A 19,895-nucleotide genomic window follows, 5' to 3' on the forward strand; every position below is an offset into this window, starting at 1 on the left:
GTCGAAATGACACCTGCTCTGCATGATTTCGTCAAAAATGACTGTCACCTGAGGAAGACCTGGTGAATCGTTTTGTAATTGCTGACTCTACCCTCTGTATCGGTTGCCGCACCTGCGAAGCAGCCTGCTCGGAAACGCATCGCCAGCACGGCCTGCAATCGATGCCGCGGCTTAGAGTAATGCTCAATGAAAAAGAATCCGCGCCGCAGCTGTGCCACCAATGCGAAGACGCGCCGTGCGCCGGGGTATGCCCGGTCAACGCCATTAACCGCGTCGATGGCGTCGTACAGCTCAATGAAAGCCTGTGCGTAAGCTGCAAGCTGTGCGGCATCGCCTGCCCGTTTGGCGCGATTGAATTTTCCGGCAGTCGCCCGCTGGATATCCCGGCGAACGCCAACACGCCGAAAGCGCTGCCTGCGCCGCCGGCGCCGGCCCGCGTCAGCACGCTGCTCGACTGGGTGCCGGGCGTGCGCGCCATCGCGGTGAAGTGCGACCTGTGCTATTTCGACGAAGAAGGCCCGGCCTGTATCCGTACCTGTCCGACAAAAGCGCTGCATCTGGTTAATAACATGGACATCGCCCGCGTCAGCAAACGCAAACGCGAGCTGACCTTCAACACCGATTTAGGCGATCTGTCGCTGTTCCAGGCGCAACAAGGAGAGGTGAAATGAGCGTGATGACCTTAATCAACAGCGCGGTGGCGTGGTTTGCCTTCGCCGCGGTGCTCTCCTTTTTACTGTCGTTTAAAAAATCGCTGAGCGGTTTTGTCGCCGGGATCGGCGGTGCGCTGGGCAGCGTTTACGCGCTGCTGGCCGGGGTGCAGGTGCTGGTTCACGCCTTTCCGGTGATGGGCCGCCTGTCGCTGGTGCACTACAGCGTGCTGGTCACGCCGCTGAATGCGGTCTGGCTGATTGCGCTGGGGCTGTGCGGGCTGTTTGTCAGCCTCTACAACATTGACTGGCACCGCCACCCGAACGTCAAAAACAACGGTCTGCTGGTCAATGTGCTGCTGGCTGCCGCGGTGTGCACGATTGTCGCCGACAGCGTCGGTTCGCTGGTGGTGATGGCGGAAATCATGGCGCTGTGCGGTGCGTTCCTCACCGGCTGCGCCTCCTCCGGCAAGCTGTGGTTCGCGCTGGGGCGTCTCGGCACTATTCTGCTGGCCATCGCCTGTCTGCTGCTGTGGCAGCGCTACGGCACGCTGGACCTGACGCTGCTGAACGAACGCGCGCAGCAGCTGCCGATTGGCTCTGACATCTGGGTGCTGTGCGTGCTGGGCTTTGGCCTGCTGGCGGGGATTATCCCGCTGCACGGCTGGGTACCGCAGGCGCACGCCAACGCCAGCGCGCCGGCCGCGGCGCTGTTCTCTACCGTGGTGATGAAAGTCGGGCTGCTCGGCATTCTGACCATCTCGCTGATCGGCGATGCGCAGCCGCTGTGGTGGGGCATCGCTCTGCTGGTGCTGGGCATGATCACCGCCTTTGTCGGCGGCCTGTACGCGCTGATGGAGCACAACATTCAGCGTCTGCTGGCGTACCACACCCTGGAAAACATCGGCATCATCCTGCTGGGGCTGGGCGTGGGCATTACCGGTCTGGCGCTGCAGCAGCCGGTGATGGTGGCGCTGGGTCTGGTCGGTGGTCTGTACCATCTGCTTAACCACAGCCTGTTTAAAACCACGCTGTTCCTCGGCGCGGGGGCGGTCTGGTTCCGTACCGGCCACCGCGACATCGAGAAGCTGGGCGGTATCGGTAAACGGATGCCGATGATCTCGCTGGCGATGCTGGTCGGTCTGATGGCGATGGCCGCGCTGCCGCCGCTGAACGGCTTTGCCGGTGAGTGGGTTATCTACCAGTCGTTCTTCAAGCTGAGCACCAGCGATGCCTTTATTGGCCGCCTGCTTGGGCCGCTGCTGGCCGTTGGCCTGGCGATTACCGGCGCGCTGGCGGTGATGTGTATGGCGAAAGTCTACGGCGTCACTTTCCTCGGCGCACCGCGCACCAAAGAGGCGGAAAACGCCTGCTGCGCGCCGCTGCTGATGGCGGTGAGCACCGTAGTGATGGCGCTGCTGTGTATCGTCGGCGGGGTGGCCGCGCCGTGGCTGCTGCCGATGCTGAGCTCCGCCGTGCCGCTGCCGATGAACACCGCGCACACCGTGGTTTCTCAACCGATGATTACCCTGCTGCTGATTGCCTGCCCGCTGCTGCCGTTCATCATTCTGGCGCTGCTCAAAGGCAACCGCCTGCCGAGCCGTTCGCGCGGCGCGGCGTGGGTCTGCGGCTACGACCACGAACAGTCGATGGTGATTACCGCGCACGGCTTTGCCATGCCGGTGAAACAGGCCTTTGCCCCGATACTCAAACTGCGTAAATGGCTCAACCCGGTCTCTCTGGTTCCAGGCTGGCAGAACGCGGCGGCGCCGCTGCTGCTGCAACGTCTGGCGCTGGTTGAACTGGCGGTGCTGGTCGTGATTGTCATCTCTCGAGGAGCCTGAACATGACGGTCTTATTTGCTTTATTGCAGGCGCTGGTGCTGTTCGCCGTCGCGCCGCTGCTCTCCGGTATTACCCGCGTTTGCCGCGCCCGGTTGCATAACCGTCGCGGGCCGGGCGTGATGCAGGAGTATCGCGACATCATCAAACTGCTGGGTCGTCAGAGCATTGGCCCGGATGCGTCCGGCTGGGTTTTCCGCCTGACGCCGTTTGTGATGGTTGGCGTGATGCTGACCATCGCCACCGCACTGCCGGTAGTCACCGTGGCGTCGCCGCTGCCGGGTCTGGGTGACCTGATCACTCTGATCTACCTGTTCGCGGTGGCGCGTTTCTTCTTCGCGATTGCCGGTCTGGACACCGGTAGCCCGTTCACCGCCATCGGCGCCAGCCGTGAAGCGATGCTCGGCGTGCTGGTGGAGCCGATTCTGCTGCTCGGCCTGTGGGTCGCCGGGCTGGTGGCGGGTTCAACGCACATCAGCAACATCACCGACACGATTTACCACTGGCCGCTGAGCCGCAGCATCCCGCTGGCGCTGGCCTTTTGCGCCTGCGCGTTCGCCACCTTTATCGAAATGGGCAAACTGCCGTTCGACCTGGCGGAAGCGGAGCAGGAGCTGCAGGAAGGCCCACTGTCCGAGTACAGCGGCAGCGGCTTCGGCGTGCTGAAGTGGGGCATCAGCCTGAAACAGCTGGTGGTGCTGCAGATGTTCGTCGGCGTGTTTATCCCGTGGGGCCAGATGACCAGCTTTAGCGTCAGCGGCCTGGTTATCGCGATCGTTGCCGCCATCGTCAAGCTGGTGGTCGGCGTGCTGATTATCGCCCTGTTCGAAAACAGCATGGCGCGTCTGCGTCTGGATATAACCGGCCGTATTACCTGGACCGGCTTCGGTTTAGCCTTTTTAGCCTTCGTCTCCTTGCTGGTGGCGTGATAAGAGAGTTTTGAGCATGTCTGAAGAAAAAGTGGGTCAACACTACCTCGCTGCGCTGCACCAGGCCTTCCCCGGCGTGGTGCTGGACGAAGCCTGGCAGACCAAAGACCAGTTAACGATTACCGTCAAGGTGAACTACCTGCCGGAAGTCGTCGAGTTTCTTTACTACCAGCAGGGCGGCTGGCTGTCGGTGCTGTTCGGCAACGATGAACGTAAGCTGAACGGGCATTACGCGGTGTACTACGTGCTGTCGATGGAATCCGGCACTAAGTGCTGGATCACCGTGCGCGTGGAAGTGGACGCCAATAAACCGGAATACCCGTCGGTCACGCCGCGCGTGCCTGCCGCCGTGTGGGGCGAGCGCGAAGTGCGCGACATGTACGGCCTGATCCCGGTCGGCCTGCCGGATGAACGTCGTCTGGTGCTGCCGGACGATTGGCCGGACGAGCTGTATCCGCTGCGTAAAGACAGCATGGACTACCGTCAGCGCCCGGCGCCGACTACCGACGCGGAAACCTACGAGTTCATCAACGAGCTGGGCAGCAAGAAAAACAACGTGGTACCGATTGGCCCGCTGCACGTGACCTCCGACGAACCGGGCCACTTCCGCCTGTTCGTGGACGGCGAAAACATCATCGATGCCGATTACCGTCTGTTCTATGTCCACCGCGGCATGGAAAAGCTGGCGGAAACCCGCATGGGTTACAACGAAGTGACCTTCCTGTCGGACCGCGTGTGCGGCATCTGCGGCTTTGCCCACAGCACCGCCTACACCACCTCCGTCGAAAACGCGATGGGTATCGTGGTACCGGAACGCGCGCAGATGATCCGCGCCATTCTGCTGGAAGTGGAGCGTCTGCACTCGCACCTGCTGAACCTCGGCCTGGCGTGCCACTTCACCGGCTTCGACTCCGGGTTTATGCAGTTCTTCCGCGTGCGTGAAGCCTCCATGAAAATGGCGGAAATCCTCACCGGCGCGCGTAAGACCTACGGCCTGAACCTGATTGGCGGTATCCGTCGCGACTTCCTGAAAGACGACATGATCCAGACCCGTCAGCTGGCGCAGCAGATGCGCCGCGACGTGCAGGACCTGGTGGATATTCTGCTGAGCACCCCGAACATGGAACAGCGCACCGTCGGTATTGGCCGCCTGGACCCGGAAATTGCCCGCGACTTCAGTAACGTCGGCCCGATGGTTCGCGCCAGCGGCCACGCCCGCGATACTCGCGCCGATCACCCGTTTGTCGGCTATGGCCTGCTGCCGATGGAAGTACACAGCGAGCAGGGCTGTGACGTGATCTCCCGTCTGAAAGTGCGTATCAACGAAGTGTTCACCGCGCTGAACATGATTGACTACGGTCTGGATAACCTGCCGGGCGGCCCGCTGGCGGTGGAAGGTTTCACCTACATTCCGCACCGCTTCGCGCTGGGCTTCTCCGAAGCGCCGCGCGGTGACGATATCCACTGGAGCATGACCGGCGACAACCAGAAGCTGTACCGCTGGCGCTGCCGCGCGGCGACCTACGCTAACTGGCCGACCCTGCGCTACATGCTGCGCGGCAACACCGTATCCGATGCGCCGCTGATCATCGGTAGCCTCGACCCTTGCTACTCCTGTACTGACCGCATGACCGTGGTCGACGTGCGTAAGAAGAAGAGCAAGGTCGTGCCGTACAAAGAGCTTGAGCGCTACAGCATTGAGCGTAAGAACTCGCCGCTGAAATAATTGGGGCATTGCGTGGGGGATTCCCCTCACCCCGACCCTCTCCCCAAAGGGGCGAGGGGGAAGGGCAGATCGCGTGCGTATTTACTGACGACACCGTTCTGTCCCCTCTCCCTTCCAGGGAGAGGGCTAGGGTGAGGGTAAAAACACCGCACGTAATCCGGGAGCAACTATGTTTACCTTTATTAAAAAAGTCATCAAAACCGGCACCACGACATCGTCTTACCCGCTGGAGCCGATGCCGGTTGATAAAAACTTCCGCGGCAAGCCGGAGCATAACCCGCAGCAGTGCATCGGCTGCGCGGCGTGCGTCAACGCCTGCCCGTCGAACGCGCTGACCGTAGAGACCGACCGCGCGGCTAACCAGCTGGCGTGGCAGTTCAATCTCGGTCGCTGCATCTTCTGCGGCCGCTGTGAAGAAGTGTGCCCGACGGCGGCGATCAAGCTGTCGCAGGAGTACGAGCTGGCGGTGTGGAAAAAAGAAGATTTCCTGCAACAGTCCCGCTTTGATATCTGCAACTGCCGCGTGTGTAACCGTCCGTTTGCCGTGCAGAAAGAGATTGATTACGCGATTGAAATCCTCAAGCACAACGGCGACAGCCGCGCGGAACACCACCGCGAAAGCTTTGAGACCTGCCCGGAATGTAAGCGTCAGAAATGTTTGGTGCCTTCCGACCGTATTGACCTGACCCGCCACATGAAAGAGGCCATCTGATGAGCAACTTAATTGGGCCGCGCGACGCCAACGGTATGCCGGTGCCGATGACGGTAGAGGAATCTATCGCCAGCATGAAAGCATCGCTGCTGAAAAATATTAAACGTTCCGCCTATGTTTACCGCGTTGACTGCGGCGGCTGTAACGGCTGCGAGATTGAGATTTTTGCTACTCTGTCGCCGCTGTTCGACGCCGAGCGCTTCGGCATTAAAGTGGTGCCGTCGCCGCGTCACGCCGACATTCTGCTGTTCACCGGGGCGGTCACCCGCGCTATGCGTTCTCCGGCGCTGCGCGCCTGGCAGTCCGCGCCTGACCCGAAAATTTGTATCTCCTACGGGGCCTGCGGCAACAGCGGCGGTATCTTCCACGACCTGTACTGCGTCTGGGGCGGCACCGACAAAATCGTGCCGGTAGATGTCTACATTCCTGGCTGCCCGCCGACGCCCGCAGCGACGCTGTACGGCTTCGCCATGGCGCTGGGCCTGCTGGAGCAGAAAATCCACGCCCGCGCGCCGGGCGAGCTGGACGCGCAGCCTGCGCAGCTGCTGCATCCGGACATGGTCCAGCCGCTGCGCGTGCAGGTTGACCGCGCCGCGCGTCGTCTGGCGGGCTACCGCTACGGTCGTCAGATTGCCGACGACTATATGCTGCGTCTGAACCAGGGCGATGCTCAGGTCCAGCAGTGGCTGGAGACGGAAAACGATCCGCGCCTGACGGAAATTGTCACGCAGCTTAACCACGTAGTAGAAGAGGCACGTATTCGATGAGCGAACAGGTGGTGTTCAGTCAACTGAGCCGTAAATTTATTGATGAGAACGATGCGACGCCCGATGAGGCGCAGCAGGTTGTCTATTACAGCCTGGCGATTGGCCACCACCTCGGGGTCATCGACTGCCTCGAAGCCGCGCTGACCTGCCCGTGGGACGACTACCGGGCGTGGATTGCCACCCTGGAAGAGGGCAGTACGGCGCGGCGCAAAATGGAAGGCGTGCCGAAGTATGGCGAAATCGTTATCGACAGCAACCACGTGTCGATGCTGGCCCACGCTTTTGATAGCGCGCGAGCGCGACAAACGCCGCAGCAAAAAGAGTGGAGCCAGGCGATGCTCAATATGCTGCACGCGATTCATCAGGAGAGCGCCATCTATCTGATGGTGCGTCGCCTGCGTGACTGAGCTACAGTGTTGCCATTGCTCTGTACAGAGATTGATGATGAACGCGAACAACTATGACGCCATGGCGGCAGCCTACAGCGCCGACAATGAAAATAACGCCTGGAATGCCGGCTATGAACGCCCGGCGATTCTGACCATGGCGGGAGACGTTGCCGGGCTGAAGGTATTGGATGCGGGCTGCGGTGCAGGGGCGCATGCGTTGGCTTTGCAGGCGGCGGGGGCGATGGTTGAAGGTTGCGATCTGAGCGCCGGGCTGCTGGCGCTGGCGCAGCGACGGTTGGGAGACGCAGTACCGTTGCGGCAGGTGGATCTGGCACAACCTCTGCCCTATCCGAACGCGCGATTTGATCTCATCCTCTCAGCGCTGGTGCTGCACTATCTTGAAGAGTGGGGGCCGCCGTTGGCGGAGTTTCATCGCCTGCTAAAGCCGGGCGGTCGGCTGGTTTTTTCTACACATCATCCGTTTATGGATCATGACCCCGCGCAGGGGGAGAGCTATTTTACCACCTACGACTTTGAAGAAACCTGGCAGCGTGGCGATTGCAATGTGACGATGCGTTTCTGGCATCGCCCGCTGGCATCCATGCTGCGGTCGATTACGCAGGCCGGTTTTCTTATCGAGCAGATTGATGAACCGATGCCACAGCCAGAAGTTGAGGCGGCGTTTCCGGACGCGTGGCACAAGCTGACGACTGCGCCTCGCTTTCTTTTTTTCTCTTTACGCAAAATTTGACGGTCGAGGTATTAACATGACTGACGTTTTACTCTGTGTCGGCAACAGCATGATGGGCGATGATGGCGCGGGTCCGCTGCTGGCAGAAAAGTGCCTTGCCCAGCCGAAAGGGGCGTGGGTGGTGATTGACGGCGGCAGCGCGCCGGAGAACGACATCGTGGCGATCCGCGAGCTGAATCCCGATCGCCTGCTGATTGTCGACGCTACCGACATAGGGCTGAACCCCGGCGAAATCCGCATCATCGACCCGGACGATATCGCCGAGATGTTTATGATGACCACCCATAATATGCCGCTGAACTACCTGGTGGATCAGCTGAAAGATGACGTGGGTGAGGTGGTTTTCCTCGGTATTCAGCCGGATATCGTCGGCTTCTATTACCCGATGACCGAGGCGATTAAAGACGCGGTGGAAGTGGTGTATCAACGGCTGGAAGGCTGGCAGGGGCACGGCGGCTTTGCGCAGCTGGAAGCGCAGGAGGATGAGGAGTAACGCGCTCCTCATCCTGACCCTCTCCCTTCAGGAGAGGGGAAACTACCCGCCCAGATGCGCCCCGATATAGCGCTGATAGCGGTTTGCCTTCAGATAGGTTAAGTCCACCAGCACCAGCCCATCCACGCAGTTGTTAAAGTCCGGGTCGCTGCCAAAGTCGATAAACTGCACGCCGCCCGGCTCGCAGACTTCAGAATATTGCTTGTAGAGCGGCGGAATGCCGCAGCCGAGGTTGCCGAGCAGCGACTTCAGTCGCGTCAGGTCTTCGCTATAATCTTCGCCGCCAAACTGCGCCAGCACGTCGGGTAACGACGCAGGGTAAGGGCGGCGTGATTCCGCCAGCGGATGCGTCGCCGGGAACCACAGGCGGTAGAATGCAACCAGCAGGTCGCGCGCTGACGGCGGCAGCCCGCCGGAGATCGACACCGGGCCGAACATGTAGCGGTAGTGCGGGTAGCGGGCCAGATACGCGCCGATGCCGGACCACAGATAGTCCAGCCCGCGGCGTCCCCAGTAGCGCGGCTGAATAAAGCTGCGTCCCAGCTCAATGCCGTGCTGAAGAATATCATCCATCCGCGTATCGTAGTGGAACAGGCTGTAGCTGTAGATACCGTCCAGCCCGCGCTGTTTCAGCTGCACGGCGGTGGGCATAAAGCGGTAGGCACCGACAATTTCCAGATCCTCGTCGTCCCACAGGATCAGATGCAAATAGTCGTCATCGTAACCATCTACGTCGCGGCGCTTGCCGCTGCCTTCGCCCACTGCGCGGAAGGCGATTTCACGCAAACGCCCCAGCTCGCGCAGCAGCGGCACGTCTTCCTGACCGTTACGCTGCCATAAATAGATCATTTTACCGTCCGCCGTGCGCCCCAGGCACTCCGCCTGCGCAAGCTCGCGTTTAAGCAGCGCGCGCGGTTCCGGGCGAGCAATCGCGCTTTCGGTTTTAAACACCCCCGGTAGCCCTTTGCCTAACTTGCGCAGGTGGCGATAGCATCTGTCGGTCATTTCGTGCGGCGTGGACTGCGGATTAAACCATGCGGCCCACGAAATTTGTTCGCCAAGGGTCAACGGCAGGCTGCTGTTGCGGCGGCGGAACATCTGCTGCATTAGCAGCAGCAGCGGCAGGTTTGGCGACACCAGCGTGCTGGCGTAAAACAGTGGGCTATTGCGCGCGTCAATCCATGCGGGCAGCAGCGGCGCGCGGTATTTGGCGGCTAGTTTTATAAAGCCGGAGTGCCATTTTTTATCGCGGATGCCGCGACGCGTCAGGCGCGACACTTCTCCTGCCGGGAAGAAGATCAGCACGCCGCCGCTGTGCAGCTGGCTGTCCATCTGCTGGAGCGCGGATTTGGCGGTACGGCCGTTGATATTGTCCACCGGGATAAACAGCGAGCTGAGCGGCTCAAGGTGCGTCAGCAGCCGGTTGGTGACCACTTTGACGTCGCGGCGCACGCGGGAAACCGCATACAGCAGGGCCAGACCGTCCAGCGTGCCGGTAGGGTGGTTGGCGATGATCACCAGGGGACCTTGCTCGGGAATGTTTTCCAGGCTGCGCAGCGGAATGTCGCAGTGGATATTGAGGTGTTCCAGCACCTGTTCGACGGTATCCAGACCTTTCAGGTGGTGGTGGCGGGCAGCAAACTGTTGAAACTCTTCTTCATGCAGCAGCTTTCTGAGCACTTTCTTTTGCCAGGGGGCGGGCCTCGCCTCTGGCCACAGGTCGTCGATGACATTGTCGAGACTAAACATAGCGGCTCCTCCTCTGTCCTGCTGTGACAGTAGAAGGGCGAGATGTCGATTCGATGGCGGTTTGGTGACGTTTTATGGCAAAACGCCCCGCATGGCGGGGCGTTGTGGGCATTAGCGCAGAATTTTCTTCTCGGCTAAATCGAGGGCGAAGTAGCTGAAGATGAGGTCCGCGCCCGCGCGCTTGATGGCGCCGAGGCTTTCCAGCACCACTTTCTCTTCGTCAATCGCGCCGGCCTGTGCGGCAAACTTGATCATCGCGTACTCGCCGCTGACCTGGTAAGCGCCAATCGGCAGTTCGGTACGTTCACGGATATCGCGCAGGATATCGAGATACGCGCCCGCCGGTTTGACCATCAGGCAGTCGGCACCCTGAGCTTCATCGAGCAGCGATTCGCGAATCGCCTCGCGGCGGTTCATCGGGTTCATCTGATAGGTTTTGCGGTCGCCCTTCAGCGCGGTACCGGCCGCTTCACGGAACGGGCCGTAGAACGAGGAGGCGAACTTGGTGGAGTAGGACATGATCGCGGTATCGGTAAAGCCCGCCGCGTCCAGCGCCTGGCGAATGGCCTGTACCTGGCCGTCCATTGCGGCAGACGGGGCGATGAAATCCGCGCCGGCAGCGGCGGCAACCACCGCCTGTTTGCCAAGATTGGCAAGGGTTAAATCGTTATCGACGCCGTGATCGCACAGCACGCCGCAGTGGCCGTGAGAGGTATATTCGCAGAAGCAGGTATCGGACATGACGATCATTTCCGGTACGGTTTGCTTGCAGATGCGCGACATGCGCGCCACCAGGCCGTCTTCTTTCCAGGCGTCGCTGCCGGTGTCGTCGGTGTGGTGAGAAATACCAAAGGTCATCACCGAGCGGATGCCCGCGTTAGCGATGCGTTCAATTTCGCGCGCCAGATGCTTCTCTGGAATGCGCATCACGCCCGGCATGGCCTCGATGGCTTTGTAATCGTTGATTTCTTCTTCAACAAAGATCGGCAACACCAGGTCGTTTAAGCTCAGTGTTGTCTCTTCAAACATGGCGCGCAGCGCAGCGGATTTGCGCAGGCGACGGGGGCGATGGAGTAAGTCTGTCATGGTATGCCTGATGTTTGTGAAATAAGAGCCTTAGTGTAACCGAATCAGCAGGAGGATGTTTTACTAAAGTGGTGGTTATGTATCGCGCACCGCCCGGCGAAACGTCGCACTGCGGTAAGATATTCCTTAATACCCACTTCGGAGTATAAATATCTATTTTTTATTATTGTACTGTGAAATATATTTAATCGTGAGGTTTGCATTTTATTTATGCGGGGTTGAGGTTTTTAAGGCGATTTTTTAAAAGTTTTTACTGTACAGCGTGAAAAAGTTTTTTATTATGTTGGCCTGGTTCTTTTTCGGACCTGCCGCATACAGAGCCGGATCTTCTCTGTGTATCTTAGGATGTTATATCCATCACGATGATGGGTATATTTGCACGGATTGCATAACATGCCTTATTTAAGTAAGCCACATAGCGAATTTATTGCGCTCGATAAACATCTCGCGCCGCGTGGCGTGAGCGTTAATCTGCTGCCGGGGCAGAATGTTCTGCCGGGTGACTGCAGCCTGAGCGAGATGACCCTTGTGCTGCAAAAAGGGGCGATCTCTTTGCGCCAGGAAGAGCGGCACATTGGCCTGATTCAAGGCCCGTCGATTCTGGGCCTCGCCGCGGCGGCCAGCCCGCTTCACAACCACTATACGCTTACCGCTGAAGCCGAATGTCGGGGGTATTACCTGCCGGCAAAAGAGACCCTCCAGTGTCTTGACCGCTACCAGCTGTGGCGAGAGGCCTTTTACTGGATGGCGTGGCAGACGCGCATGCTGGAGCAGCGTGATAAACAGCTGATTGGCGCCAACCATTATCATCAGATTCGCGCCACGTTATTAATGATGGTCAGCTGGGACGAGAATATTCGCGCACGTATTGGTGTGTTGAATTATATTCAGCAGCGTACAGGAATATCGCGCTCGGTGATTGCCGAAGTGTTAGCTGCGCTACGCCAGGGGGGATATATCCAGATGGAAAAAGGCAAACTCGTGGCGATAACGCGTTTGCCTTCTGAATATTAAGAGGCGGGAATAACGTTAGCTTTATTACCGCTCAGTTCGGTCACTAACTCATTAATGCCGTCGCTCATATTCACGAAACGAGTTAACGGCGAGCGGGTGACCACCACAAACGCGCCGACGTTAGACTGCGGAATCATCGCCATATAGGTGATAAAGCCGCCACCGCCGCCGGTTTTCTGAATAATGCCCGGGCGGCCATCTTTCGGTGCCATATACACCCAGCCGAGGCCCAGCGCGTCGGCGTGGCCCGGCACGTCCATGCCGATCACGCGGGTGAGCTGGTTGCGTTTGTAGACCAGCGTCTGCATCCGGTCGGCCTGGTTGCTGCGCTGGTAGAAATCTGAGGACAGATACTGCTGCATCCAGCGCATCATGTCGCCCGGCGTCGAGTACACCCCGCCGCTGCCCATCGCCGCCAGCGTGTTGTTGCACGGGCTGGCTCCTTTTTCAGCCACCATCAGGCGGCCGCACTGGTCCGGTGACGGCGTAAAGGTGGTGTCCTTCATGCCCAGCGGGCGGGTGATTTGCTCTTCAAACAGCTGTGGATAAGGTTTGTGCGCGGCGTTGCCCAGCGCATCGGCCAGCAGGTCGAAGGCCAGGTTAGAGTAGCTGGCCTGTGATCCCGGCGCGGCATGCAGTTTCGCCGTCGACAGGTAGCTCCAGCGCTGCGACTGGGTTGGCCAGACGAAGACCGGGCGATGCGCCGCGCCGCCCGGCTGCTCGCGCGGCAGGGCGCTGGTGTGCGTCGCCAGGTTGACCAGTCGAATTGGCGTACCGTTGTAGGTGGGCACCCGTGCGCCCGGCGGTGCATATTTACTCAGCGGGTCGTCGAGCTTCACCACGCCCTGATCGAGCAGTTTCACCAGCATTTCGCTGGTCATCAGCTTGCTCAGCGAGGCGATGCGAACCACCGAATCGAGCTGCGGATGCACGTTGTTGCCCGGGCGGGTTTCGCCAAAGCTGCGGAACACGCGCTGGTTGCCGTCAATGACGACCAGCGCCATGCCGGTGGCGCCGCTGCCATAAAAAATATGGTTGGCGTAACGGTCAACAATATCGGACGCAAACGCGGGCGCGGTAATCGGCTGTGGCTGAGCAGCCTGCGCCGAGGTCAATGACGCCACGCACAGCGCGGCAGAAAAAAGCAGACTACGTTTCAACGGAAGCATCCATGAATTGAAATGGGAGAGTAACGCGTATTTATACTAAAAATACATCGAATCGGCATCAGGCACAGCGCCATTAAACGGTATGATAGCGGGAAAAACGTAACCGAGCGTAAACGCGGTGATGTTTCCGCCGCGCGGATGCGCACTTTTGTGATCCGGCGCGTATGATAGATACGCCGACCGTCGGCGAACTCTGGCGGTATTTTCCGGTCTGATTGCACAGTTACATTGCCTAATACCTCTTTACGGTAAAAATGATCCGTGGCGGTATTCTGTTGTCACAGCACAAAGCAGAACCATAAGAAGTTAGCAGGAGAGCACGATGTTTAAGTCTTTTTTCCCTAAGCCGGGACCCTTTTTTCTCTCGGCGTTTATTTGGGCAATGGTCGCGGTTATTTTCTGGCAGGTGGGCGGCGGTAGCTGGCTGCTGCGTCTGACCGGCGCGAGCAACGATGTGCCGATCAGCGCCGCGCGTTTCTGGTCGCTGAACTACCTGATGTTTTATGCCTACTATCTGGTGTGCGTCGGGCTGTTTGCCGGCTACTGGTTCATGCGCAGCCCGCACCGCTGGCAGTACTGGTCGATTCTCGGCACCGCGCTGATTATCTTCGTCACCTGGTTTATGGTGGAAGTGGGCGTCGCCATCAACGCCTGGTACGCGCCGTTCTATGACCTGATTCAGACCGCGCTGGCTTCACCAAATAAGGTGTCGATTAACCAGTTCTATCAGGAAATCGGCATTTTCCTCGGCATCGCGCTGATCGCCGTCGTTATTGGCGTGCTGAATAACTTCTTTGTCAGCCATTACGTTTTCCGCTGGCGTTCGGCGATGAACGACTATTACATGGTAAACTGGCAACGCTTGCGCCATATCGAAGGGGCGGCGCAGCGTGTGCAGGAAGATACCATGCGCTTTGCATCAACGCTGGAAGATATGGGCACCAGCTTTATTAACGCCATCATGACCCTGATAGCCTTCCTGCCGGTGCTGGTGTCGCTTTCGGCGCACGTGCCGAATCTGCCGATTATCGGCCACGTGCCGTACGGTCTGGTGATTGCCGCAATCGTCTGGTCGCTGATGGGCACCGGGCTGCTGGCGGTGGTTGGTATCAAACTGCCGGGGCTGAACTTTAAAAACCAGCGCGTTGAAGCCGCCTACCGTAAGGAGCTGGTCTACGGCGAAGATGACGCTACGCGCGCCACGCCGCCGACCGTCCGCGAGCTGTTCAGCGCGGTGCGCCGTAACTATTTCCGCCTCTATTTCCACTACATGTATTTCAACATCGCCCGTATTCTGTACCTGCAGGTGGACAACGTTTTCGGTTTGTTCCTGCTGTTTCCGTCGATCGTTGCCGGTACGATTACGCTCGGTCTGATGACGCAGATCACCAACGTTTTCGGTCAGGTTCGCGGGTCGTTCCAGTATCTGATCAGTTCCTGGACCACGCTGGTGGAGCTGATGTCTATCTACAAACGTCTGCGCAGCTTCGAGCGAGAGCTGGATAATAAAGATCTGCCGGATGAAATCATTCAGCCGCAAAGTTAAGAAAACCGTTTATTTTTGATAAGGATAGCCCATGGCGATAGCCACAACGCGTTACCGTTCGTTTGCTCTGACCCTGCTGGCCGCCGCGCTGTTAAGCGCCTGTACCAGCCAGCAGGCGCCGACGCTGAAAGAGGGCGAAAAAGCGGTAGATGTGGCGACCGTTGTGCGGCAGAAAATGCCCGCCAGCGTGAAGGACCGAGACGCCTGGGCGCAGGCGCTGGCGAAAACCTTTGAGAGCCAGAAGCTGGCGCCGACGGAGGAAAATATCTGCTCGGTGCTGGCGGTGGCGCAGCAGGAATCGAACTATCAATCGGATCCGTCGGTACCTAACCTCAGCAAAATCGCCTGGCAGGAGATAGACCGCCGGGCCGAGAAGATGCATATCCCGGTCTTCCTGGTGCACACCGCGCTGAAAATCAACTCGCCCAACGGCAAAAGCTACAGCGAGCGGCTGGATAACGTGAAAACGGAAAAACAGCTGAGCGCCATTTTCGACGACTTTATCGATATGGTGCCGATGGGGCAGAAGCTGTTTGGCTCACTTAACCCAGTGCATACCGGCGGGCCGATGCAGGTCAGCATCGCCTTCGCCGAACAGCATCAGGATAACTACCCGTGGAAAATGGACGGCACCGTACGCCAGGAGGTGTTTTCACTGCGCGGCGGCCTGTGGTTTGGTACCTATCATTTGTTGAACTATCCGGCGAACTACACGGCGCCTCTCTACCGCTTTGCCGACTTTAACGCGGGCTGGTACGCCAGCCGCAACGCGGCTTTCCAGTATGCGGTCAGCAAGGCGACCGGCGTGAAGCTGGCGCTGGATGGCGACGTGATTCTGTACGGCAGCGATGAAGCGGGCAGCACCGAAAAAGCGGTCAGGAAGCTGGCGGATAAGCTGTCGCTAAGCGACGCGGAAATTCACCGCCAGCTACAGAAAGGCGATAGCCAGGCGTTTGAAAACACCGCGCTGTACAAAGGGGTATATAAGATTGCCGAGCAGAAGGTGGGGAAACCGCTGGCTCGTGAGATGCTGCCGGGCATCCAGCTGGAAAGCCCGAAAATCACCCGTCAGTTAACTACCGCGTGGTTTGCGAAACGGGTTGATGAACGTCGGGCTAAATGTATGGCGATCAACTAATCGTGATGGCGCAGGCGGTGCACCAGAGACACCACGCCGAGGATCGCGCAGCCTGCCAGGAACGGCACGACGCCGAAGAGCGTGCCCACGCCGATGCCAATTTCCACCCGCGGGCGTCCGCTGTTCTGAATCTGCATCAGGTGCTCATAGATACCCGGTGCGTGCAGCACCAGCGACAGCAGCTGCGCGCCGACGGAAAAGCACAGCAGAACAAACAGCGCGTACGCCAGGTTGCCGGAGGCGGAGGACGCCTTTTTTTTCCCACTGAACATGAGCTTTGACAACGTAAAATCTGTCATTGGGACCCCCTGGGTAACGTGAAGACGGATGATTGCGTGATACTGCGGTGAGTGTGGCAGCAGATGGCGATTGTCAATATCGGATTTATGGTAAATTTTGAGCCAGATTATTCCTGGTTTTGCGATCCGATTCTGCTATTTCCCACTTCTGCTTGACGTTAAATCCATTTAACATTCGCTAACTGCCTTTCACACCACAGACGCTGTTGCGGGTTTATGGCATCCTGTTTTTTTTATGATGGAGCCGTTATGAACCTGCCTGTAAAAATCCGCCGCGACTGGCACTACTACGCGTTTGCGATCGGTCTGATCTTTATTCTTAACGGCGTTGTCGGCCTGCTGGGATTCGAGGCAAAAGGCTGGCAAACCTATGCCGTAGGGCTGGTAACCTGGCTGATTAGCTTCTGGCTGGCTGGGTTTATTATTCGTCGACGGGAAGAGTAGGCGCTGAAGAGGTTTCAGGGGCGCATTGCCGCGCCCCCGGAAGGTGGTTTTAGTCGTTCATCGACGTTTTCAGCGCCTTATCGGCCTGATGGCGCTCCAGCGCCAGCTCAATCAGACGGGTAATCAGCGAAGTGTAGTCCAGCCCGCTGGCCTGCCACAGTTTCGGGTACATGCTGATATTGGTAAAGCCGGGCAGGGTGTTGATTTCGTTAATCACCACCGCGTTATCGGCGGTCAGGAACACGTCGACGCGCGCCATGCCGCTACAGCCCAGCGTCTGATAAGCTTCAATCGCCACACCGCGGATTTTGTCGTTCACTTCCGCGGAGATCGCCGCAGGAACCACCACTTTCGCGCCGTTATCATCAATGTACTTGGTGTCGTAAGCGTAGAAATCGCTGTTCAGCACGATCTCGCCGCAGGTGCTGGCCTGCGGATCGTCATTGCCCAGCACCGCACATTCAATTTCGCGGCCTTTAATGCCCTGTTCTACCACCACTTTATGGTCGAATTCGAACGCCAGCGCCACGGCGCTGGCATACTGCTCGGCATTATTGACTTTGCTGACGCCCACCGAAGAGCCCTGGTTTGCAGGCTTAACGAACAGCGGCAGGCCCAGCTTTGTTTTGATCTCATCGAAAGTGAAGCTGTCGCGGTTGCGGCGCGTCAGGGTAACGAACGGCGCAATGGAGAGCCCGGCGTCGCGCAGCAGGCGCTTGGTGACGTCTTTATCCATGCAGGCGGCAGAGCCTAGCACGTCGGAGCCGACGAACGGCAGGTTGGCCATGCGCAGCATTCCCTGCAGGGAGCCATCTTCCCCCAGCGTACCGTGCACGATCGGGAAAATCACGTCGATGGCGTCCAGCGGCTGGCCGCTTTCGGCGTCGATCATCTGCTGGTGCTCGCGGCCTGGAATATGGGCCAGCGTGGTGGCAGAAGGGCGCAGCGCGATACGTGCGGGGTCCTGGGGGTTGAGCAGATAGTTTTGCGCATCGCTGATGTGCCACTGTCCCTGCTTATCAATACCTAACAGCACGACGTCAAAACGCGTTTTATCAATCGCTTCTACGATATTCTTCGCGGACTGTAGGGAGACCTCGTGCTCCGCCGATTTGCCGCCAAAAACAATCCCAACCCGCAACTTTGCCATTCTCTATTTCCATCCATTCCAAACGCAAAGCACATAACATACCACGGGCGTTGCGGGCTATCTGCCTTTTCCATATCGTTCCGCGCAAATCATCTACAGGCACTAAGCATAAGTCACTAACGGCTAGCGATTTTATCGTGATATATGTCACACAAATCGGCTATTTGGCTGATAAAATCCTGAAATAATCGATTAAGCATCTCTGACAATACGGCGAGAAGGGCAACTTGCTAACCTGATCGCCTGTTCTCGTCAATTGAAGTCAAACGCGTCGTTATGGAATCCTGGAAGGTTAACCTTATTTCCGTCTGGTTCGGCTGTTTTTTCACCGGGCTGGCGATTAGCCAAATTTTGCCTTTTTTACCGCTTTACGTGGCGCAGTTGGGGGTGACCTCGCACGAGTCGCTGTCCATGTGGTCGGGCTTAACCTTCAGCGTCACCTTCCTGGTGTCGGCCATCGTCTCGCCAATGTGGGGCAGCCTCGCCGACCGTAAAGGCCGCAAGCTGATGCTGCTGCGCGCGTCGCTCGGGATGGCGGTGGCAATTCTGCTCCAGGCTTTCGCCACCAACGTCTGGCAGCTCTTTTTCCTGCGCGCCATTATGGGCTTAACGTCCGGCTATATTCCCAACGCGATGGCGCTGGTGGCCTCACAGGTGCCGCGCGAGCGCAGCGGCTGGGCGCTCAGCACTCTCTCCACGGCGCAGATCACCGGCGTGATCGGCGGACCGCTGCTCGGCGGTTTCCTCGCCGACCACGTGGGCCTGCGGATGGTGTTCTTTATCACCGCGTTCCTGCTGATGGTGAGCTTCCTGGTGACGTTGTTTCTGATTAAAGAGGGCGCGCGTCCGGTGCTGGAAAAGGGCGAGAAGCTGAGCGGCAAGGCGGTGTTTGCTTCGCTGCCGTATCCGGGGCTGGTGATTAGCCTGTTTGTCACCACCATGGTCATTCAGCTGTGCAACGGCTCGATTAGCCCGATTCTGGCGCTGTTTATCAAGTCCATGTCACCCGACAGCACCAACATCGCCTTTTTAAGCGGCATGATTGCCGCGGTGCCCGGCGTCTCGGCGCTGATTTCCGCGCCACGGCTGGGTAAATTGGGCGACCGTATCGGCACTGCGCGTATTTTACTGGGCACGCTGATCTTTGCGGTGGTGCTGTTTTTGGCCATGTCGTTTGTGACCACGCCGCTCCAGCTTGGCATTCTGCGTTTTATTCTCGGTTTTGCCGACGGCGCGATGCTGCCGGCGGTGCAAACGCTGCTGCTCAAATATATTAGCGAGCGCGTCACCGGGCGTATATTTGGCTATAACCAATCGTTTATGTATCTGGGTAACGTGGCCGGGCCGCTGATTGGCGCATCCATATCGGCAATGGCCGGGTTCCGCTGGGTATTTATTGCCACGGCGGTGATTGTGCTGATTAACCTATGGCAACTGGCGGTTATGCTACGCCGCACTCAGCCGGTTCGACAGTAATATCACGTTAACGAGGGAATTAATGGCATAACGTTATTCCCTCGTGTTACTCCTTTCTTATTCAACTTTGTGCCATGACTTTGCATTATTATGCTATCAAAACGTTTCGCTGACGGAAAAAGAAAACAATGCCCTGATATTCATGAGGATTATATTTTTGCGAGTGACTCTTGCAGAATTGTCTGGATATTGTAATCCTATTCCTGCTTGCCAAAGGGGAATAGACCGTCTGTTTTCACGGTCTATTTATTTTTACAGGACTGGTGTCCTGCCCATCGCTGTCTACAAGGATAACGCGCGATGAAAAATTTCATTGCTGAATTGCTGGTAAAACTGGCCGAAAAGGAAGATGAAGCAAACGCCCTGCGTATACAGGTTGATGCGCTTGAGGTGGTGGTGACCACGCTGCTACAGCATTTGAAGCAAGAGCCACGGGCTCAGCTGGAAAATGATATTGCGGCAACGCTGAATAAACTCACGCCGCCAGAAGATGCCGCCGATCATAATCACGAATTATTATATAACCATGTCAAACGGTTATTTCTGACCCCCGAAAATTAGTAGGT

The 19,895-nt window shown here is 58.1% G+C and carries 20 protein-coding genes; 15 read left to right on the top strand and 5 right to left on the bottom strand.

Going from position 1 to position 19,895, the window contains the following annotated elements; translation table 11 throughout:
- Positions 1–62: 62 nt before the first annotated feature.
- The 9 genes from ACK5JN_RS10100 (at position 63) to hycI (ending at position 8,258) form a co-directional block, all read left to right on the top strand.
- Positions 63–671: a 4Fe-4S dicluster domain-containing protein gene (locus ACK5JN_RS10100; RefSeq protein WP_416870050.1), complete on the top strand. Its 609-nt coding sequence runs from the start codon at positions 63–65 to the stop codon at positions 669–671.
- Positions 668–2,494 (top strand): formate hydrogenlyase subunit 3, encoded by a 1,827-nt coding sequence (hycC, locus tag ACK5JN_RS10105; protein WP_416870051.1) that lies wholly within the window; start codon positions 668–670, stop codon positions 2,492–2,494. The genes ACK5JN_RS10100 and hycC overlap by 4 nt, the downstream gene beginning before the upstream one ends.
- A gap of 2 nt (positions 2,495–2,496) precedes the next feature.
- Positions 2,497–3,420 carry a respiratory chain complex I subunit 1 family protein gene (locus tag ACK5JN_RS10110; protein WP_416870052.1) on the top strand — a complete coding sequence of 308 codons (924 nt, stop codon included), beginning with the start codon at positions 2,497–2,499 and terminating at the stop codon, positions 3,418–3,420.
- 16 nt (positions 3,421–3,436) lie between these two features.
- Positions 3,437–5,146, top strand: coding sequence for a formate hydrogenlyase subunit HycE (gene hycE / locus ACK5JN_RS10115; protein ID WP_416870053.1), 1,710 nt, complete (start codon positions 3,437–3,439; stop codon positions 5,144–5,146).
- A 169-nt stretch (positions 5,147–5,315) separates the two neighbouring features.
- Positions 5,316–5,858: a formate hydrogenlyase complex iron-sulfur subunit gene (locus tag ACK5JN_RS10120; protein WP_416870054.1), complete on the top strand. Its 543-nt coding sequence runs from the start codon at positions 5,316–5,318 to the stop codon at positions 5,856–5,858.
- Positions 5,858–6,625 (top strand): NADH-quinone oxidoreductase subunit B family protein, encoded by a 768-nt coding sequence (locus ACK5JN_RS10125; protein WP_167576556.1) that lies wholly within the window; start codon positions 5,858–5,860, stop codon positions 6,623–6,625. Before ACK5JN_RS10120 ends, ACK5JN_RS10125 begins: the two co-directional genes overlap by 1 nt.
- A complete protein-coding gene (locus tag ACK5JN_RS10130; protein ID WP_416870055.1) occupies positions 6,622–7,032 on the top strand; it encodes a formate hydrogenlyase maturation HycH family protein in 411 nt (136 codons plus the stop codon). Before ACK5JN_RS10125 ends, ACK5JN_RS10130 begins: the two co-directional genes overlap by 4 nt.
- Before the next feature lie 34 nt (positions 7,033–7,066).
- Entirely contained in the window at positions 7,067–7,765 is a 699-nt protein-coding gene (locus tag ACK5JN_RS10135) for a class I SAM-dependent methyltransferase (RefSeq protein ID WP_416870056.1), read from the top strand.
- A gap of 16 nt (positions 7,766–7,781) precedes the next feature.
- Positions 7,782–8,258, top strand: a complete 477-nt coding sequence (gene hycI, locus ACK5JN_RS10140) for a hydrogenase maturation peptidase HycI (protein WP_416870057.1) — start codon at positions 7,782–7,784, stop codon at positions 8,256–8,258.
- Between the two features lie 42 nt (positions 8,259–8,300).
- Here hycI and ACK5JN_RS10145 read toward each other — a convergent pair whose 3' ends face one another.
- Positions 8,301–10,007: a lysophospholipid acyltransferase family protein gene (locus ACK5JN_RS10145; RefSeq protein WP_416870058.1), complete on the bottom strand. Its 1,707-nt coding sequence runs from the start codon at positions 10,005–10,007 to the stop codon at positions 8,301–8,303.
- Positions 10,008–10,118: 111 nt separating this feature from the next.
- On the bottom strand, positions 10,119–11,093 hold the full coding sequence (gene hemB / locus ACK5JN_RS10150; RefSeq protein ID WP_065357864.1) for a porphobilinogen synthase: 975 nt from the start codon (positions 11,091–11,093) through the stop codon (positions 10,119–10,121).
- Between the two features lie 393 nt (positions 11,094–11,486).
- Between hemB and ACK5JN_RS10155 the strand changes: the two genes are divergently transcribed.
- Positions 11,487–12,107, top strand: a complete 621-nt coding sequence (locus ACK5JN_RS10155) for a helix-turn-helix domain-containing protein (protein ID WP_416870059.1) — start codon at positions 11,487–11,489, stop codon at positions 12,105–12,107.
- Here the strand turns inward: ACK5JN_RS10155 and ampH are convergent.
- Positions 12,104–13,267 carry a D-alanyl-D-alanine-carboxypeptidase/endopeptidase AmpH gene (gene ampH / locus ACK5JN_RS10160; RefSeq protein WP_416870060.1) on the bottom strand — a complete coding sequence of 388 codons (1,164 nt, stop codon included), beginning with the start codon at positions 13,265–13,267 and terminating at the stop codon, positions 12,104–12,106. The genes ACK5JN_RS10155 and ampH overlap by 4 nt on opposite strands.
- Before the next feature lie 331 nt (positions 13,268–13,598).
- Here ampH and sbmA point away from each other — a divergent pair, with 331 nt between their 5' ends.
- Entirely contained in the window at positions 13,599–14,822 is a 1,224-nt protein-coding gene (gene sbmA, locus ACK5JN_RS10165) for a peptide antibiotic transporter SbmA (RefSeq protein WP_416870061.1), read from the top strand.
- Between the two features lie 31 nt (positions 14,823–14,853).
- A complete protein-coding gene (locus ACK5JN_RS10170) occupies positions 14,854–15,960 on the top strand; it encodes a DUF1615 domain-containing protein (RefSeq protein ID WP_416870062.1) in 1,107 nt (368 codons plus the stop codon).
- Here ACK5JN_RS10170 and ACK5JN_RS10175 read toward each other — a convergent pair.
- Positions 15,957–16,259, bottom strand: a complete 303-nt coding sequence (locus ACK5JN_RS10175; RefSeq protein WP_416870063.1) for a DUF2755 family protein — start codon at positions 16,257–16,259, stop codon at positions 15,957–15,959. The genes ACK5JN_RS10170 and ACK5JN_RS10175 overlap by 4 nt on opposite strands.
- 249 nt (positions 16,260–16,508) lie before the next feature.
- On the opposite strand from ACK5JN_RS10175, the gene ACK5JN_RS10180 reads away from it, so the two are divergent.
- Positions 16,509–16,703 (top strand): DUF2754 family protein, encoded by a 195-nt coding sequence (locus ACK5JN_RS10180; RefSeq protein ID WP_416870064.1) that lies wholly within the window; start codon positions 16,509–16,511, stop codon positions 16,701–16,703.
- Positions 16,704–16,752: 49 nt separating this feature from the next.
- Here the strand turns inward: ACK5JN_RS10180 and ddlA are convergent, their stop codons facing one another.
- Positions 16,753–17,853, bottom strand: coding sequence for a D-alanine--D-alanine ligase (ddlA, locus tag ACK5JN_RS10185; RefSeq protein ID WP_416870065.1), 1,101 nt, complete (start codon positions 17,851–17,853; stop codon positions 16,753–16,755).
- Positions 17,854–18,129: 276 nt separating this feature from the next.
- Between ddlA and ACK5JN_RS10190 the strand changes: the two genes are divergently transcribed.
- Both ACK5JN_RS10190 and ACK5JN_RS10195 read left to right on the top strand, forming a co-directional pair.
- Positions 18,130–19,329: a multidrug efflux MFS transporter gene (locus tag ACK5JN_RS10190; protein ID WP_416870066.1), complete on the top strand. Its 1,200-nt coding sequence runs from the start codon at positions 18,130–18,132 to the stop codon at positions 19,327–19,329.
- Between the two features lie 300 nt (positions 19,330–19,629).
- The gene (locus tag ACK5JN_RS10195; RefSeq protein ID WP_416870067.1) at positions 19,630–19,890 is read left to right on the top strand and encodes a sigma-S stabilization anti-adapter protein IraP; all 261 of its coding nucleotides are present in this window, start codon (positions 19,630–19,632) and stop codon (positions 19,888–19,890) included.
- The last annotated feature ends 5 nt before the right edge of the window (positions 19,891–19,895 follow it).

It is taken from the genome of Kluyvera sp. (assembly GCF_047971185.1).
GTDB lineage: Bacteria > Pseudomonadota > Gammaproteobacteria > Enterobacterales > Enterobacteriaceae > Kluyvera.

What these genes read in the sequence shown, in the direction of transcription:
- ddlA (WP_416870065.1), bottom strand. Translation starts at nt 17,853, where the DNA reads ATGGCAAAGTTGCGGGTTGGGATTGTTTTTGGCGGCAAATCGGCGGAG.
- ACK5JN_RS10175 (WP_416870063.1), bottom strand. Translation starts at nt 16,259, where the DNA reads ATGACAGATTTTACGTTGTCAAAGCTCATGTTCAGTGGGAAAAAAAAG.
- ACK5JN_RS10145 (WP_416870058.1), bottom strand. Translation starts at nt 10,007, where the DNA reads ATGTTTAGTCTCGACAATGTCATCGACGACCTGTGGCCAGAGGCGAGG.
- hemB (WP_065357864.1), bottom strand. Translation starts at nt 11,093, where the DNA reads ATGACAGACTTACTCCATCGCCCCCGTCGCCTGCGCAAATCCGCTGCG.
- ACK5JN_RS10155 (WP_416870059.1), top strand. Translation starts at nt 11,487, where the DNA reads ATGCCTTATTTAAGTAAGCCACATAGCGAATTTATTGCGCTCGATAAA.
- ACK5JN_RS10120 (WP_416870054.1), top strand. Translation starts at nt 5,316, where the DNA reads ATGTTTACCTTTATTAAAAAAGTCATCAAAACCGGCACCACGACATCG.
- ACK5JN_RS10180 (WP_416870064.1), top strand. Translation starts at nt 16,509, where the DNA reads ATGAACCTGCCTGTAAAAATCCGCCGCGACTGGCACTACTACGCGTTT.
- hycE (WP_416870053.1), top strand. Translation starts at nt 3,437, where the DNA reads ATGTCTGAAGAAAAAGTGGGTCAACACTACCTCGCTGCGCTGCACCAG.
- ACK5JN_RS10125 (WP_167576556.1), top strand. Translation starts at nt 5,858, where the DNA reads ATGAGCAACTTAATTGGGCCGCGCGACGCCAACGGTATGCCGGTGCCG.
- ACK5JN_RS10110 (WP_416870052.1), top strand. Translation starts at nt 2,497, where the DNA reads ATGACGGTCTTATTTGCTTTATTGCAGGCGCTGGTGCTGTTCGCCGTC.
- sbmA (WP_416870061.1), top strand. Translation starts at nt 13,599, where the DNA reads ATGTTTAAGTCTTTTTTCCCTAAGCCGGGACCCTTTTTTCTCTCGGCG.
- ACK5JN_RS10170 (WP_416870062.1), top strand. Translation starts at nt 14,854, where the DNA reads ATGGCGATAGCCACAACGCGTTACCGTTCGTTTGCTCTGACCCTGCTG.
- hycI (WP_416870057.1), top strand. Translation starts at nt 7,782, where the DNA reads ATGACTGACGTTTTACTCTGTGTCGGCAACAGCATGATGGGCGATGAT.
- ACK5JN_RS10130 (WP_416870055.1), top strand. Translation starts at nt 6,622, where the DNA reads ATGAGCGAACAGGTGGTGTTCAGTCAACTGAGCCGTAAATTTATTGAT.
- ACK5JN_RS10195 (WP_416870067.1), top strand. Translation starts at nt 19,630, where the DNA reads ATGAAAAATTTCATTGCTGAATTGCTGGTAAAACTGGCCGAAAAGGAA.
- hycC (WP_416870051.1), top strand. Translation starts at nt 668, where the DNA reads ATGAGCGTGATGACCTTAATCAACAGCGCGGTGGCGTGGTTTGCCTTC.
- ACK5JN_RS10190 (WP_416870066.1), top strand. Translation starts at nt 18,130, where the DNA reads ATGGAATCCTGGAAGGTTAACCTTATTTCCGTCTGGTTCGGCTGTTTT.
- ACK5JN_RS10135 (WP_416870056.1), top strand. Translation starts at nt 7,067, where the DNA reads ATGATGAACGCGAACAACTATGACGCCATGGCGGCAGCCTACAGCGCC.